Consider the following 16,040-nt stretch of genomic DNA (forward strand, 5'->3'; position numbering starts at 1 on the left):
CGCGGGGCGGGCGAACATAATCCCGCCGTGTAAATGCCGGCGTGGTCAGGAGGACGCAATGAGCTACAACGCGCCGGTCGCGGATATTTCCTTCACGCTGAAACAGATTGTCGGCCTTTCCGAAGAGCTCCAGAAGGACCGGTTTGGCGATCTGAGCGACGATCTGGTCGACGCCATCATCGAGGAAGCGGGCAAGTTCGCGGGCGAGGAAATCGCGCCGCTGAACCGGGTCGGCGACACGGTCGGCGCCAAATTCGCCGACGGCAAGGTAACCATGCCGGAGGGCTGGAGCCGGGTTTATGATGCTTGGGCCGAGGCTGGCTGGGCGTCGGTGGCAGGGCCGGTCGACTACGGCGGACAGGGCCTGCCGCAGACGCTTGCCATGGCGACGCTGGAGATGTGGAATTCCGCCAGTATGGCTTTCGCGCTCGGCCCGACGCTGACCAGCGGCGCCATCGAGGCGATCGACGCGCATGCGAGCGACGAACTGAAAGACATCTATCTCGCCAAGCTCGTCTCCGGCGAGTGGATGGCGACGATGAACCTGACCGAGCCGCAGGCGGGTTCCGATCTGAACGCGCTGCGCGCCCGCGCCGAACGCGCCGGCGACGGCACCTACCGCATCTTCGGCCAGAAGATCTTCATCTCCTACGGTGAGCACGACCTCACCGACAACATCATCCATCTGGTGCTGGCGCGCCTGCCCGATGCGCCGGCCGGCACCCGCGGCATCTCGCTCTTCCTGGTGCCGAAATTCCTCGTCAACGAGGATGGCTCCATCGGTGCGCGTAACGACGCCGTCTGCGCCAGCGTCGAACACAAGCTCGGCATTCATTCCTCGCCCACCTGCACCATGATCTATGGTGACAATGGCGGCGCCATCGGCTGGCTCGTCGGTGAGGAAAACCGCGGCCTTGCCTGCATGTTCACGATGATGAACAACGCCCGCCTTGCCGTCGGCATCCAGGGCGTGGCACTCGCCGAAGGTGCCTTCCAGAAGGCGTTGACCTTCGCCGAGGAGCGCCGCCAGGGCCGCGCCCTCGGCGCGACCGAGCCGGGCATGAGCGCCATCGTCGATCACCCGGACGTGCGCCGCAATCTCCTGATCATGAAGTCGTTCACCCGCGCCGCGCGGGCGATCTGCTATGCCTGCGCGCATGCCACCGACATGGCCGAAGCGACCGACGGCGACGACAAGAAATACTGGCAGGAACGCGCCAATCTTATCACGCCGATCGCCAAGGCATTCTCGACCGATATCGGCTTCGAGGTCTCCGCGCTCGGCGTCATGGTCCATGGCGGCATGGGCTACGTCGAGGAAACCGGCGCGGCGCAATATCTGCGCGACGCCCGCATCGCCGCGATCTATGAGGGCACCAACGGCATTCAGGCGATCGACCTGGTCAATCGCAAGCTGCCGCAGTCGGGCGGCGAGGCGGTGCGCGCCTATATCGCCGAACTCCGCGCCATCGTCGACGAGGTCAAGGCGACCAACCACTCCGATTTCGGCATCATCGGCGAGCGCCTGTCGGACGCTTTCGACAATCTCACCGATACCACCGAATGGATGCTGACCGCCCTTGGAGAAGGCCGCATCGGCGATGCGCTGGCCGGGGCGACACCCTATCTGCGCATTTTCGGTCTGGCATCGGGCGGTGCCTATCTGGCGAAGGGCGCGCTGGCGTCCGCCCGTGCGGCGTCAGGGTCGGCGGCCGAAACCGCGCGCATCCATGTCGCCCGTTTCTTTGCCGAAACGCTGGTCGGGGAAACCGCCGGTCTCGCCCGCGCCGTGAAGGACAGCAGCCAGAGTGTGCTTGCAGCCGACGCGGCGTTGCTGTCCAATTGACCGAGGGCGGCAAGAGCGAAACGGCCGAAGGTCGCCGGGGGAGGGCGCGATGAGCGAACACATCACCATCACCCGCGTGGGCGGCGTGCAGACCTTGCGCTTCTCCCGGCCGGAAAAGAAGAACGCCATCACCGGCGAGATGTACGATGCGCTTGCCGAAGGGCTGTGCGAAGGCGATGCCGATGACGAGGTGCACGTCCACCTGTTTGCCGGCTCGCCCGGAGCATTTACCGCGGGCAACGACATTCGCGATTTCGTTGGTTTTGCCGAACGCGGCGCGCTCGGCGACAGCGTCATTCGCTTTCTGAAAGCGCTCGCCACCGTCAACAAGCCGATGATCGCCGCCGTCGACGGGCTCGCCATCGGCGTCGGTACGACGATGCTGATGCATTGCGATCTGGTCTATGCCAGCCCGCGCTCGGTTTTCCGCACCCCGTTCCTCGATCTCGGGCTGGTGCCGGAAGCGGCGTCGAGCCTGCTCGCGCCGCGCCTCCTCGGCATGCCGCGCGCCTTCGAGCTTCTGTGTCTGGGTGCCACCTTCGACGCCGAACAGGCGCACATGGCCGGCCTCGTCAACGCGGTGCTGCCGGAAGACGAGGTGGAAATGCAGGCCGAGGGCGTCGCCACCGACCTTGCCGGCAAGCCGCCCGAGGCGCTGCTTGCCGCTCGTCGGCTGCTGCGCGGCGACCCGGACGAACTGATCGCGCGCATCGACGAGGAGGCCGATCTCTTCCGTGAACGCCTTTTGTCCGACGAAGCGCGCACCGCCTTCCACCTTTTCCTCAATGGCCGCAAAGGCTGACGGCAGCGGAGCCGACAATGAGTCTCGAAAACAAGACGCTTTTCATCACCGGCGCCTCGCGCGGGATCGGCCTGGCAATCGCCAAGGCGGCCGCTGCCGAGGGCGCGAATATCGCCATTGCGGCAAAGACCGCCGAACCGCATCCGAAGCTTGAAGGCACCATCTACACGGCTGCTGAAGAGATCGAAGCGGCCGGCGGCAAGGCGCTGCCGCTCGTTTGCGATATCCGCGACGAGGCCGCGGTGTGCTCGGCGCTTGAGGCCACGGCGGAGAAGTTTGGCGGTATCGACATCGTCGTCAACAATGCCAGCGCCATCCAGTTGACCGACAGCCAGGCGACCGAGATGAAGCGGTTCGACCTGATGCACCAGATCAACGCGCGCGGTACCTTCATGGTGTCGAAATTCGCCGTACCCTATCTGGAGAAGGCAGAGAATCCGCACATCCTGATGCTGTCGCCGCCGCTCGACATGGCGCAGAAATGGTTCGCGCCGCATCTCGCCTACACCATGGCGAAATTCGGCATGAGCTTGTGTGTGCTGGGTCTTTCGGGCGAGTTGCGCCGTCGCGGCATTGCCGTCAACGCGCTGTGGCCGCGCACCACCATCGCCACCGCCGCCGTCGCCAATCTGCTCGGCGGCGATGCGATGATGCGGGCATCGCGCACGCCGGACATTCTCTCCGACGCCGCGATGATGATCTTCAAGAAGAACGCGCGCGAATTCTCCGGCAACTTCCTGATCGACGACGTGTTCCTCGCAGAAAACGGCGTTAGCGATTTCGAGCGCTACCGCGTCGACCCGAGCGTCGGCCTGCAGATGGACTTCTTCGTGCCCGACGACACGCCGTTCATCGCCTCGCTCGATCCGGTGAAATAAGCCAGCCTATCGCTATCGCGGCTGAGCCTTACGACGCGGCGTCGAACTCGGCGCCGCGCGGCGTGACGCGCTTTTCATCGCGCCAGCGCTTCATCAGTTCTTCAAGCTCCGCGTCGCCACCTTCGGGCAGAACGATCCGCACCTGCACGAACAGATCGCCGCGCGTATCGCCCGCTTTCGGCAGACCCTTGCCGCGCAGCCGCATGGTGCGTCCGCCATTGGTGTTCGCCGGCAGCGTCAGATCGACGGCGCCTTCCAGCGTCGGCACGCGCACCTTGCCACCGAGCACGGCCTCGTCGAGGCCGATCGGCAGGTCGAGGCGCAGATCGTGGCCTTCGGCCTTGAACAGCTTGTGCGGCGCGAAGCTGATGGTCACCATCGCGTCGCCTGGCTTGCCACCCATCGGCGAGGGCGAGCCCTGGCCCTTCAGGCGGATCTGCTGGCCATTCTCGACGCCCTTCGGCACCGAGACATTGAGCGTCTTGCCGTTCGGCAGGCTGACGCGCGCCTTGGCGCCCGCAGCGATGTCCTCGAGCGTCATCGACGCCGTCACCTGAACGTCTTCGCCGCGCGGCGGCGCGGCATGCGCCTGCTGGCGGCCGAACCCACCGCGCGATCCGGTGTCGCGGCCAAAGCCGCCGAGGATCTGCGAGAGGATGTCGTCCATGCCGACATCGGACATGTCTTCCGCCGACTGACGGAAGCCGCGTGCCGAGCGCCGGCCGCCGAAGCCCTCATGCGCAAAGCCGCCGCCTGGCCCGAAGCCTTCGAAGCCCTGGAAACGCGGCTTGCCCTCGGCGTCGATCTCGCCGCGGTCGAACTGGGCACGCTTGTCCTTGTCGCCAAGGATTTCGTAAGCCGAGTTCACCTCGGAGAACTTTTCCTTGGCCTGTGCATCGTCCTTGTTGCGATCCGGGTGGAATTCTTTCGCCAGCCGACGGAACGCCTTTTTGATGTCTGCTTCGGATGCGGACTTCGCCACCCCGAGAACCTGATAAGGGTCACGCATCGTTTGGTTCATCCCATAAATCGAAGATGCCGCAAGCGGCATGATGTGTTGCAATCTATATGGGGGTATCCGCGTTTGAATGCCAGATCATATGTAACCGGCGTAATTCATTGCTGTTTTTCGAGCGCTCCAAGCGTGCTTCCGGCCTCTATGGCGTTTGCGGCAGATTCCCCATAGAACTCACCCATCCGCCCACCAACCGGGATCGCATCGATGTCCGACTTCTCCAAGCCCTACGATATCACCGCGCCCGCCGGTGACTTCACCGCGGCCAGCGAACCGTTCCGTCTGTTCCAGGAATGGATGGCAGATGCCGGCGAGCACGAACCGAGCGACCCGAACGCGATGGCGCTCGCGACCGTCGACGAGGACGGCATGCCGAATGTCCGTATGGTGCTCCTGAAGGGTGTCGATGAGGGCGGTTTCGTTTTTTATACCAACTTCGAAAGCGCCAAGGGGCGTGAACTTCTGGCAAGCGGCAAGGCCGCGCTGTGCTTTCACTGGAAGTCGCTGCGTCGGCAAATCCGGGTGCGTGGTCCGGTCAGTGTCGTCGCCGACGAGGAGGCCGACGCCTACTACGGGTCGCGCGCCCGGCAGAGCCGTATCGGCGCCTGGGCGTCGAAGCAGTCGCGGCGGCTCGAGAGTCGCTTCGCTTTGGAAAAGGAAGTCGCCAAATTCGCCGCGAAATATGCGATTGGCGACATTCCGCGCCCGCCGCACTGGTCGGGCTTTCGCCTGACGCCGACAGCGATCGAGTTCTGGCACGATCGTCCGTTCAGGCTGCACGACCGGGTGGTCTTTACCCGCGGCGCCGAGGGCGGCTGGGAAAAGACCCGACTCTATCCCTGATCCGTCACCGTTGGATGACAGGTCCCGCGTTTAACAAATGGCGCAGCACACAGGCAGCGCCGTATCCTCAAGGATGCGCGGGAGTGGGATTTGGTCGACCGGGCCGCACGTTTCAGGCCCGGAAGGGCGCTCAGCGGCCGGAGCCGGAAGAGGTCTTGCCCATCTTGCCGCAACAGATTGCGGCGGCAGTCACCGCTGCGATACCAACCGGCTTGAACAGCCGATCCATGTCCGCGTCGGTCTTGCGTGAAGCCGGTGCCGGTTGCGGTTTGGCCTGGGCTTGCGTGGTCATTGATCCCGTCCTGTAACAATACTGGCGATACACGTCGTCGAACTTTGCGAGCACATTTCTTCAGCATATGCCGCATCAACGAGCGTCAGCCTCATCCTCCCCGAATGCGGCATAAACAAGATGCTCACAAACTCACCACGGGAGGGGCAAAACACATTTCATGACGAATTGTTTCACATTTACTTAAGTATAATTCATTTGCCGGCGCAGATTTTCGGACGCAATACATCCGAACCCGCGCCGGCAGCACTTTTTGTGGACCGGTCAGGCCGCCCGCAACCCTTCCTTGGAAACCCAGGCTTCGGTGTCGTCGAGGGCTTTTTCGAACCGGTCGAACAACTCGTTGATCTCGTCCTCGTTGATGATCATCGGCGGACACAATGCCACCGTGTCACCGATTGCGCGCAGAATTGCCCCGCGTTGCTCGAGGAAACGGGTCGCCTGCAGCGCCACGCCCTTCTTTCCGTCGAATGGCCGTTTGGTTGCCTTGTCGGCGACGAGTTCGACGCCGCCCATCAGCCCCTTGAAGCGGGTCTCGCCGACCAGCGGGTGCTCGCGAAGCGCCACCATGCGTTTTTCGAAGGTCGGCATCATTGCCCGGACATGCGACAGGATGTCGCGCTTCTGGTAGATCTCCAGCGCCTTCACGCCGAGCGCGCAGCCAAGAGGATGGCCACCATAGGTGAAGCCGTGACCGAAGGTGCCGATCTTGGCGGTCTCGGCTTCGAAGGCGTCGACCATCTTTTGCGGCACCAGCACCGCACCGAGCGGCGCATAGGCGCCGGTGAGCTGCTTGGCCGTCGACAGCGTGTCGGGTTCGAAGCCGAAGGTTTCCGCGCCCCACCAGTTGCCGGTGCGCCCAAAGCCGTTGATCACTTCGTCGTCGATGAACAGAATGTCGTGCTCGGCGAGGATCGGCCGGATCGCCTTGAAGTAGCCGTCCGGCGGCACGATGACACCGCCGGCGCCCATTACCGGTTCGGCGATGAAGGCGGCGATGGTTTCCGGTCCTTCCTGCTCGATCAGATCGGTCAGGCTCTTCACCAGACGCGCGACGAACTCGTCCTCGCTCTCGCCTTCTTCCGCGAAGCGGTAGTGATGCGGACAGTCGGTGCGGATCACGCGGTCGACCGGCAGGTCAAAGTCCATGTGGTTCGCCGGCAGGCCGGTCAGCGAGGCGGTCATGATGGTGACGCCGTGATAGGCTTTCACCCGCGAGATGATTTTCTTCTTCTCGGGCCGGCCAAGCGCGTTGTTGTAGTACCAGGCAAGTTTGACCTGGGTGTCGTTCGCCTCGGACCCGGATGAGGTGTAGAAAACCTTCGAAACCGGCATCGGTGCCAGTTCCTTCAGCTTTTCGGCAAGCTCGATTGCCGGTTCCATGCCCTTGCCGCCGAACAGATGATAGTAGGGAAGCTTGCGAAGCTGTTCGACGCCGGCTTCGATGAGCTCGGCATCGCCGAAGCCGAGTCCGGCGCACCACAGGCCCGCCATGCCCTCGATATACGGCTTGCCCTGGGTATCCATGACATAGACGCCCTTGCCGCTTTCGAGCACCAGCGGTCCCGTTTCCGCCAGACTGTGCAACGGCGTGTACGGGTGAAGAATGGTGGCGACATCGCGCGCCTGTACATTGGTTAGCGGCATGGTGCTCTCCTGCGGCGAAATATGGGGAAACCCGGTGGGCCGGCCCTGTGGCCGTTTTCCTTCCTGCCCTAAAAAGGGGAAAAGTCGTAGTGTCGCGCCACGTTGCCACCGAATGATGCGAGCGGGAAGACCAGATGTCAGTTCGAGCCGTGATTTTCGACAAGGACGGGACGCTGATCGATTTCAACGAGACGTGGGGCCGCGCGGCCTACCACGTCTTTTCCGATCTGAGCGAAGGTGATGAGGCGCGCTTCGACGCGTTGGTCTCGGTTGCGCGCTACGATCCGGTGACACGGTGCTTCGCTCCCGAATCGAATGTCTTCACCGACGCCACGTCGGTCTACGGGCCATCCTGGGCAAAGGCCGCCCGCGCCGAGGAGGGCCCCGCGTTCAACGCTCATATCGACGTGTTGTTTCAGCGCCATTCGATTGCCTATGTGACGCCGTTCGCCGACACGGTCGCAACGCTCACGGCTTTCGCCGCCGCCGGCATCACCATGGGATGCGTTACCAACGATGCCGAGGCGTGTGCCCGAGAACAACTCGGCTCGGTCGGCATGACATCGCATTTCGTCGAGATCATCGGCTATGACAGCGGCTATGGCCGAAAGCCCGAGCCCGGGCAGATCCTGGCCTTCGCCGAAAAGACCGGACTTCGGCCCGAAGAAATGGCTTTCGTCGGCGACAGCACCCACGATCTGCACGCGGCACGCGCCGCAGGCTGCATGGCAATCGGCGTGACCACCGGCGCCCAGGATGCGGCCGTGCTCGGCCCCCATGCCGATCACGTCATGAGCCGCCTTGGCGAACTGACCGCGCTACTTCTCGAGATCTGATCCAACCTGCTCTGGACAGTCCGGGGCATCTCCCTGTTAAATCGCAAAAAACACCGGCCCGAACCGCCGGACAGAGAGGGGAGAACGCCGATGCTGGGCCTGATGCAGGACTGGCCGCTTCTGTGCACCAAGATACTCGATCACGCCGCGACCTATCACGGTGGGCGCGAGATCGTTTCACGATCGGTCGAGGGACCGATCCATCGCACCACCTATGCCGAGATGCGCCGCCGCTCCTTGCGCGTGGCGAAACGGCTCGAGCGCGAAGGCATCGTGCTTGGCGACCGGGTGGCCACGCTCGCCTGGAACACCTGGCGGCACATGGAGGCGTGGTACGGCCTGCTCGGGCTCGGCGCCATCTACCACACGGTCAATCCGCGCCTGTTCCCCGAGCAGATCGCCTGGATCATCAATCACGCCGAAGACCGCATGATCTTCGTCGATCTCACCTTTGTGCCGATCATCGAGGCCGTCTGGCCCGAGCTGAAAACGGTCGAGAAGGTCGTGGTGCTGACCGATGACGCCAATATGCCGGAAACCAGGCTGCCGAATGCGGTGGCCTATGAGGACTGGCTGGCCGAGGCGGACGACGATTTCGCCTGGAAGAGCTTCGAGGAAAACACCGCCGCCGGCATGTGCTACACCTCGGGCACGACGGGACACCCCAAGGGCGTGGTCTATTCACATCGCTCCAACGTCCTGCATGCGCTTGCCGTCAACCAGCCGGACATGCTCGGCATGTCGAGCCGCGACCGCATCATGCCGGTCGTGCCGTTCTTCCACGCCAATGGCTGGTCGCTCGCCTTCTCCGCGCCGCTCGCCGGTGCCGGTCTGGTCATGCCGGGCGCGCATATGGACGGCGCCTCGATCCATCAACTGCTGAGCGAGGAGCAGGTGACGCTGACGGCGGCTGTTCCGACCGTCTGGCTGATGCTGCTGCAGCATCTGGAAAAGACCGACGGCCGGCTGCCCGATCTCAACCGCGTGGTGATCGGCGGCTCGGCCTGTCCGCGCGCCATGACCGAAGCGTTCCAGAACGTCTATAGCGTCGATGTGGTTCACGCCTGGGGCATGACCGAGATGAGCCCGCTCGGAACCATGTGCACCCTCAAGCCGGAATATGACGACCTTGCCGGCGATGCGCTGCTCGACCTGCAGGAAAAACAGGGGCACCCGCCTTTCACCGTCGAGATGAAGATCACCGACGACGACGGCAATCTGCAGCCCTGGGACGGCAAGACGTTCGGGCGCCTGAAGGTTCGCGGTCCGGCGATTGCCGAAGCCTATTTCAAGGGCGAGGGCGGCGAGATCCTCGATGAGGAGGGCTTCTTCGACACCGGCGACGTCGCCCATGTCGACCCGATCGGCTACATGCAGATCACCGACCGCGCCAAGGACGTCATCAAGTCGGGCGGCGAATGGATTTCCTCGATCGATCTGGAAAATCTCGCGGTCGGTCACCCCGATGTCGCGGAAGCCGCCGTCATTGGCATCGCTCATCCGAAATGGGACGAGCGGCCGCTGCTCGTCGTGGTGCCGCGTGAAGGGCGTGAGATTACCCGGGACAGCCTGCTTTCCTTTATGGAGGGCAAGATCGCCAAGTGGTGGATGCCCGACGATGTGGTCATCGTCGACGAGATCCCCCATACCGCGACCGGCAAGATCAAGAAGACGGCGCTGCGCGATCAATTCGCCGATTTCAGTTTCCTTGACGGGTAGGTCATGGCCTGGTGTCGTCATCCTTGCGGTTTCCACCCATCGCCGATCCGGGTATGACGGAGTGACAGGCGAATCCGGCGGCGGGGAGTGCCCATGACGGCAAGATTGCGGGTGAGTCGCTCCAAAGCGGCCGGCTGGAGCCGGTGGCTCGGTGTCTTTGCCGTGCCCGTTCTGGTCCTGACCGGACTGGCGCGCCGCGTTGACCTGATCGATCCGCTTGCGGCGATCGGTGCGATCGCTGTCGGCTCAGGGCTTGGTCTCAGCGCACTTGTGCTGTCGATTGTTGCTTTCGCAGGCATCTGGCGCGATGGCCGGCGCGGGCTCGGCGATGCCGTGCGCGGCTTCATCCCGGGACTGATCGCCGTTGCCCCGCTCGCCTTTGCAACAGCGATGGTTGTGTTCCATCCGCAGATGGCCGATATCTCGACCGACGTCGACGAGCCGCCGGTCTACCCGGTCGACCTGCGAGGGACGCACTTCGCGGCCAACTCGATGGCGCCGCCGCCGCGTGCCGAGCGCGAACGCCAGCGCACGGCCTATCCCGACATCGTCTCGCGGCGTTTTCCGCTGTCGCCGATCCTGATGTTTGAGACTGTGCGCCTCACGATCCGCGAGGAAGGCTGGCCGGTGATCGCAGAGCGCGCGCCGCGGCCTGAACGCATGGTCGGCGAGTTTCAGGTGACGGCCCGCACGCTGCTGTTCTCGTTCCCCGACGATATCGTCATCCGCGTGCTGCCCGATCCGTACGGCGCGCGCGTCGATATCCGCTCGAGTTCGCGCTACGGCCGGCACGATCTTGGCGCCAATGCCGAACGCATCCGCACGATTTTCGCCGCCATCGACGAAATGCTGGTGGAGACCTTCGGCCAGTCCGCACCGGAAGAACTGGATACAACGGCGCCGGGCGACGACGGGTAGACACCTCGATCATCGAATGGGCGGGGACCAATCCGGTCCCGAAAAATCAGCCTTTGAGCCAGAAGCTGCCATTGATCGCCGGAACGCCTTCCGTCGCCGCGATTTCGCGCGCGACCAGATCTTCCAGATGGGCAAGCACCGAGAGGCCCGCCGCCCCATGCAGGCGCGGATCGGTATCGGCATAGATGGTGCGCACCATGTCTGGAATCTGCCGGTCACCGGCGTGAAGCCGCGCAAGGATGGATGCCTCGCGTTCGAGCCGGTGTTCCTTCAGCCCAAGAAGGAAGGGCACCGGATCGTCGACCGAGGTGCCATGCGCCGGGAACAGCCGTTTGTCGGCGCGCACGATGAGCTTTTCCAAGGATTCCATGAAATCGATCATCGCACCGTCCGGCGGCGCGACGATCGAGGTCGACCAGGCCATCACGTGATCGCCGGTGAAGAGGGCATCTTCCTCGACGAGCGCAAAACACATGTGGTTGGCGGTGTGACCCGGTGTGGCGACCGCCTCCAGCGTGAAGCCTTCGCCGGCAATCCGTTCGCCGTCCTCGAGCACATGGTCGGGCGCGAAATCGGAGTCGGAGCTGGCGTCGAGCGGATTGAGTTCGCCGATGTGGAGCGGCCGCGCGGAGCGATGCGGCCCTTCCGCCAGGATTGGCGCGCCGGTTGCCTCCTTCAACGGCATGGCAGCCGGCGAATGATCGCGGTGGGTGTGGGTGACGAGGATATGGCTGATCGGCCGCTCGCCGACGGCGGCAAGAATCGCGTCCACATGGGCCGGATCGTCGGGCCCTGGATCGATCACGGCAACGGCCTTGTCGCCGACCAGATAGGTGTTGGTGCCATGGAAGGTGAACGGGCCGGGATTGTTCGCGGTCACCCGCGCGATCAGCGGCGAAAGCTGGACGGCTTCTCCATGCCGGGGGTCGAAATCGCGGTTGAAGGTGATCGACGCCACGACGCGGTCCTTTCCATCATTGCCGGCGCCCGCGAGCGGGCGTCATCATACCGGCAATATGGAAAGACCTAGCGCCAAAGCCAAGCCCGACAGCGCATGAAGATGTGCCTGCCGTGGCAACCTGCTCAGCGTTTCAGCCGCACGACTGTCGAACTGCCGCCGGAAGAACTCGGGTTGTCGATCTTCCAATTGGCGGAATTGATGATCATCGTGTTGACCACCAGCGTCGTGTCGTTGGCGTTGACATTGGTCGTCGAGTTGTAGGTCACGTCCCGGTTGGGGAGATAGATCAGCCCTTCGAGATGCTCGCCGTTCGATCCGTTGAAGATGTACTGGGTCTTGTTGGCCATCTTGGCCGTGCTTTCGTACATCAGGATGCCCTTGTAGGCGACTGATTTCGGCGCGGTAGCGGTCATCGTCAAGCCGCCATTGACGCGGATTTCGCTCTTCACATCCGGGAAATAGAAGGTCACGCCATTGGCGATGATGGTGCTGCCGCTGTTGACGATCATCGTGCCGTCGATGACGTGCAGCCCGGGCTGGAAGGTAATCGTCGAACTGCCGTTGAAGATCGGCGCACAATGTTTACCCGGGCTCAGCGTATGGGAACCCGGATTGTAGACGCCCGACGTCGTGCAGGTCGAACTGACGGTCGGCGTCGGCAGCTTGCCGAAATAGGGATCGTTGGCGACCGCGCACGGCGCCTCGAGGTCGGTCACCGTACCGCCATTCTTGATGTAGTCGCTGCCGGCAACGCACAGCTTGTCGATGTTGAGGGTGACACCGGCATTCATGATGAAGGCCGGATTCGCGTCGGAGTGGACATGGATCTGGCACTCAGGGGCATTGATCCAGGCACCCGAATTCAGCAGGAGCGCCTGCTTCTTGTCGGACAGGACGTAGATGCAGGGCGCTGCGCCGGCCTCGAATACGGCATCGGCGACGACGCCGACCTTGAGAGCGCCATCAAAGAACCAACTGCTCATCAATGTCGGGATATCGGCGCCGGCCTCGCCGTGCAGCGTATCGCCGTCGACGACCGAAAATGACGCCGTCGCTGCGGCAAGGGCCGACTTCTCGACCTTGAGTTCGGCGGAAAAGTGATCCTCCGCCGCCTGAACCTTGTCCGTATCGGTGCCGCTGTGTGCCGCGCCGACCAGCGTCGCCGCGTCCAGCAGGTCCTGCAGCTTTGTGCGCGCTCCGCTCTGGTTCGAGTAGTCGATGGCGATCGCCCCGCCAATGAACAGGACGGTGAAGGCGAACAGGAAGATCGCCATCATGCTGCCGGTGTCGTCGCGCGCAAACCGGCGCAGAATGCTGGACTCACAATGTCGGGTGTTGTGTCGTGCCAACGCGTATCGTTTCGGAGTGTTGAAGAGTGCCATTTCGCCCCGCGGGTTATCCCGCCTTATTTCCGGTGCCTCTTGGGACACCTGTATGGCCTGCCGTTGTGGATGTCGCACACCCGCCGGCAAGTCCTTAAAGCCCATGCGCGGGCGAGCATATGAGAAACTGCTGAAGGAACGATAAACGTCTGGTCGGTTCGAAAAGAAGTATGCTCGCCGACAGCGAAGTCATAGCGCCAGCCCGAAGTGCAACGCGACAAAAACGTTCGGCTCGCCACAGGCGGGCAGCCGATACAATAGCGATGTAACGAGAAAGACCGGGCCGGGACCCCGATGTGCAGTAAATGGTCGGAGTGGCAGGATTTGAACCTGCGACCCCCTCGTCCCGAACGAGGTGCGCTACCAGGCTGCGCTACACTCCGACGCTGCGCTGCAGCTTATAGCGTCCGAACTTCGCCGCCGCAAGAGGGAAACAGACGGGAAATTTCTCTTCCTTGGAACGCCCGGAGAATTGCTCCGGCGAAAGAAAAAAATCGATCGGTCCGCAGCGGCTGTGCGTTGCAAGCGCGTAGCGAAATGGATATGACATGGCCTCTCGCGACCGGCATTGCGTGCCGGCCTGGTGGGGCGTCGCCAAGTGGTAAGGCAGCGGCTTTTGGTGCCGCCATTCGCAGGTTCGAATCCTGCCGCCCCAGCCATCCCCCAAAAAACGTCGCTTCATATTGTGTCCGCGCTTTGTCCCGGGCGCGCACTGCTGCCTGCGTCTTTTCAAATGCAGGGCCGTACATGCCGCACAGCGGACCGCACCGGAGCGACGTCGACACGGGGAAATTGTTTTTCAAAAACAAATTGAATGACAAAACGTCATGATTGCTTCGATGGTGGGAAATAAATACGCACATTGGAAAGTATTCTTATCTAGTGAATATTATATATTATTGTTGTTTCACGGAATTTGTGACACGTTTAGACAGTAAATTACGTGTTTTGAACGATATCTCGGCGCAAGGTGCCGACTTGACAGCTGTTTTAGAGTCGAATCGTCAGGGGCAGCGCGGGCACATTGCTGCGCACCGCGGGCAAGCTCCGTTTGCTGTCTAACACATTGCAGGGGCGCGACCAGAACCGGCGGGGTGGTCCGCCGGGCCAAATATCGGAGGGAACGATGACCGAAAGCCGCAAACTCGCCAACGCCAAGGGCCTCTATCTTGAAGGTATCCGCGACGGCCATATGCGCGAGGCGCTCGATAAGTATACCGGCGACCGCTACACCCAGCATTCGACCGGCGTGGCCGACGGCAAGGAAGGCTTTATTACCTTCTTCTCGCCGTTCCTCGAACGCAATCCGAAGCGCGATATCCAGGTCGTACGCGCCATCGAAGACGGCCGCTACGTCTTCTGCCACGTTTATCAGAGCCTCAATGACGGCGAAGCGCAGTGGGTCACCGCCGATCTCTTCGACACCGACGAGAACGACCGCATCGTCGAGCACTGGGACGTGATCGCCGAATATGTCTGGCCGACCGCATCGGGGCGCAGCATGGTCGATGGACCGACCGAGATCGAGGATCTCGACAAGACCGACGAGAACAAGGCGATCGTGCAGGGCTTCGTCGACGATGTGCTGATGGGTGGCAAGGTCGACAAGGTGACCGACTACATCTCGACCGAGCAATACGACCAGCACAATCCGGAAGTGAAGGACGGTCTTGCCGGCTTCGGCGAGCACCTGAAAGAGGTCATGCAGAGCGGCAAGCCGGCGAAATATGTCAAGGTCCACCATCTGGTCGGGCAGGGCAATTTCGTCGTCATCTTCTCGGAAGTGAAACAGGGCGACGACGACTGGGCCTTCTTCGACATCTTCCGTTTGAAGGACGGCAAGATCGTCGAGCACTGGGATGTGCAGGAAAAGATCCTGCCGCCGGACCAGTGGAACAATTCCGGCAAGTTCTGATCCATCTTTCGCCCCGGCCATCGCGCCGGGGCGGCCATTTCGGGAGCTGTCATGGCGCTGCAGATTCACGAAACGACGGCGAAGTCGATCCTCGCGGTGACCAAGGTGCCGAGCGCCGACTACGTCATCAATCCCTACACCGGCTGCCAGTTCTCCTGCATGTACTGCTTCGCCAGCTTTGTCGGCCGCTTCGTCGGCGAGCCGAACGAGAACTGGGGCAACTACGTCTATGTGAAGACCAATGCGGTGGAACTGATGGACAAGCAGATCCACCGTCTGCTGAAGAAGGATCCGCCGCCGCGCATCGCAATGAGCACGGTGACCGACCCCTATCAGGGGGTTGAGCGGAAGTACCGGCTGAGCCGCGGCATCCTCAATGTCTTCGCCGAACATCAGTACAAGGGCCGCGTCAGCGTGCTGACCAAATCGCCCAATGTTCTCGATGACGTCGAAACGTTGAAGCGCATCCCCAAGGCCGAGGTCGGCTTGTCGATCACCACCAGCGACGACACGCTGAGCCGCCAGCTCGATGCCATGGCGCCGTTGGCCCATGCCCGTCTCGAGGCGCTGCGCAAGCTCAATGCCGCCGGCATCGACACCTATGTTTTCGTCGGCCCGTTCCTGCCGCACATGGTGCTGCGCCCCGAGTTGATCGACGCGCTGTTCGCCGAAATCCGCGCCGCCGGCACCAGCCAAGTCAAGGTCGAATATCTCAACCTGCCGAGCTATGTCCGCCCGCGCTTCCGCGAGTTCCTGAACAATCAGCCGGATGAGATCCGGGCGATCTACGCCAAGTCGCAAAAGGCCGACTACCGCGAAACGCTGGAGCCAATGATCCGCGATGCGCTCGACCGTCATGGGCTCGGCCTGCGCTTCGGCGAGATCGTCCATCACGTCAGCAATCAGGATCTGAAGGAAACGACCTGACGAAAGAGGACAGGGCGCGCCCGGTTGGCGCGATGTTTGCGTGGAAGGGAACATCAACC

The 16,040-nt window shown here is 62.6% G+C and carries 13 protein-coding genes and 2 tRNA genes; 10 read left to right on the plus strand and 5 right to left on the minus strand.

Going from position 1 to position 16,040, the window contains the following annotated elements:
* Positions 1–58 precede the first annotated feature (58 nt).
* The 3 genes from C0606_16645 to C0606_16655 are packed head-to-tail and all read left to right on the plus strand — an operon-like array spanning position 59 to position 3,526.
* On the plus strand, positions 59–1,846 hold the full coding sequence (locus C0606_16645; protein ID PLX36320.1) for an acyl-CoA dehydrogenase: 1,788 nt from the start codon (positions 59–61) through the stop codon (positions 1,844–1,846).
* A gap of 49 nt (positions 1,847–1,895) precedes the next feature.
* Entirely contained in the window at positions 1,896–2,648 is a 753-nt protein-coding gene (locus tag C0606_16650) for an enoyl-CoA hydratase (protein ID PLX36321.1), read from the plus strand.
* Positions 2,649–2,665: 17 nt separating this feature from the next.
* A complete protein-coding gene (locus C0606_16655; GenBank protein PLX36322.1) occupies positions 2,666–3,526 on the plus strand; it encodes a short chain dehydrogenase in 861 nt (286 codons plus the stop codon).
* A gap of 28 nt (positions 3,527–3,554) precedes the next feature.
* Here C0606_16655 and C0606_16660 read toward each other — a convergent pair whose 3' ends face one another.
* The gene (locus tag C0606_16660; GenBank protein ID PLX36395.1) at positions 3,555–4,535 is read right to left on the minus strand and encodes a molecular chaperone DnaJ; all 981 of its coding nucleotides are present in this window, start codon (positions 4,533–4,535) and stop codon (positions 3,555–3,557) included.
* 213 nt (positions 4,536–4,748) lie between these two features.
* On the opposite strand from C0606_16660, the gene pdxH reads away from it, so the two are divergent.
* On the plus strand, positions 4,749–5,384 hold the full coding sequence (gene pdxH, locus C0606_16665) for a pyridoxamine 5'-phosphate oxidase (protein ID PLX36323.1): 636 nt from the start codon (positions 4,749–4,751) through the stop codon (positions 5,382–5,384).
* A 556-nt stretch (positions 5,385–5,940) separates the two neighbouring features.
* On the opposite strand, the gene C0606_16670 is transcribed toward pdxH, so the two are convergent.
* The gene (locus tag C0606_16670; GenBank protein ID PLX36324.1) at positions 5,941–7,323 is read right to left on the minus strand and encodes an aspartate aminotransferase family protein; all 1,383 of its coding nucleotides are present in this window, start codon (positions 7,321–7,323) and stop codon (positions 5,941–5,943) included.
* A 134-nt stretch (positions 7,324–7,457) separates the two neighbouring features.
* Between C0606_16670 and C0606_16675 the strand changes: the two genes are divergently transcribed.
* The 3 genes from C0606_16675 (at position 7,458) to C0606_16685 (ending at position 10,796) form a co-directional block, all read left to right on the plus strand.
* Positions 7,458–8,159 (plus strand): HAD family hydrolase, encoded by a 702-nt coding sequence (locus tag C0606_16675; protein PLX36325.1) that lies wholly within the window; start codon positions 7,458–7,460, stop codon positions 8,157–8,159.
* A gap of 90 nt (positions 8,160–8,249) precedes the next feature.
* On the plus strand, positions 8,250–9,878 hold the full coding sequence (locus tag C0606_16680; GenBank protein ID PLX36326.1) for a long-chain fatty acid--CoA ligase: 1,629 nt from the start codon (positions 8,250–8,252) through the stop codon (positions 9,876–9,878).
* 93 nt (positions 9,879–9,971) lie between these two features.
* Positions 9,972–10,796: a hypothetical protein gene (locus C0606_16685; GenBank protein ID PLX36327.1), complete on the plus strand. Its 825-nt coding sequence runs from the start codon at positions 9,972–9,974 to the stop codon at positions 10,794–10,796.
* 46 nt (positions 10,797–10,842) lie between these two features.
* Here C0606_16685 and C0606_16690 read toward each other — a convergent pair whose 3' ends face one another.
* The 3 genes from C0606_16690 to C0606_16700 form a co-directional block, all read right to left on the minus strand.
* Positions 10,843–11,754, minus strand: coding sequence for an MBL fold metallo-hydrolase (locus C0606_16690; protein PLX36328.1), 912 nt, complete (start codon positions 11,752–11,754; stop codon positions 10,843–10,845).
* Positions 11,755–11,879: 125 nt separating this feature from the next.
* Positions 11,880–13,244 (minus strand): pilus assembly protein, encoded by a 1,365-nt coding sequence (locus tag C0606_16695; GenBank protein PLX36329.1) that lies wholly within the window; start codon positions 13,242–13,244, stop codon positions 11,880–11,882.
* A 201-nt stretch (positions 13,245–13,445) separates the two neighbouring features.
* Positions 13,446–13,522 (minus strand) — tRNA-Pro (locus C0606_16700).
* Positions 13,523–13,723: 201 nt separating this feature from the next.
* Here C0606_16700 and C0606_16705 point away from each other — a divergent pair.
* The 3 genes from C0606_16705 (at position 13,724) to C0606_16715 (ending at position 15,981) form a co-directional block, all read left to right on the plus strand.
* A tRNA-Gln gene (locus C0606_16705) sits at positions 13,724–13,798 on the plus strand.
* 467 nt (positions 13,799–14,265) lie between these two features.
* Positions 14,266–15,054 (plus strand): hypothetical protein, encoded by a 789-nt coding sequence (locus tag C0606_16710; GenBank protein PLX36330.1) that lies wholly within the window; start codon positions 14,266–14,268, stop codon positions 15,052–15,054.
* A gap of 51 nt (positions 15,055–15,105) precedes the next feature.
* Positions 15,106–15,981, plus strand: coding sequence for a radical SAM protein (locus C0606_16715; protein ID PLX36331.1), 876 nt, complete (start codon positions 15,106–15,108; stop codon positions 15,979–15,981).
* Positions 15,982–16,040 lie beyond the last annotated feature (59 nt).

Source organism: Hyphomicrobiales bacterium (genome assembly GCA_002869065.1).
Classification (GTDB): domain Bacteria; phylum Pseudomonadota; class Alphaproteobacteria; order Rhizobiales; family Rhodobiaceae; genus Rhodobium.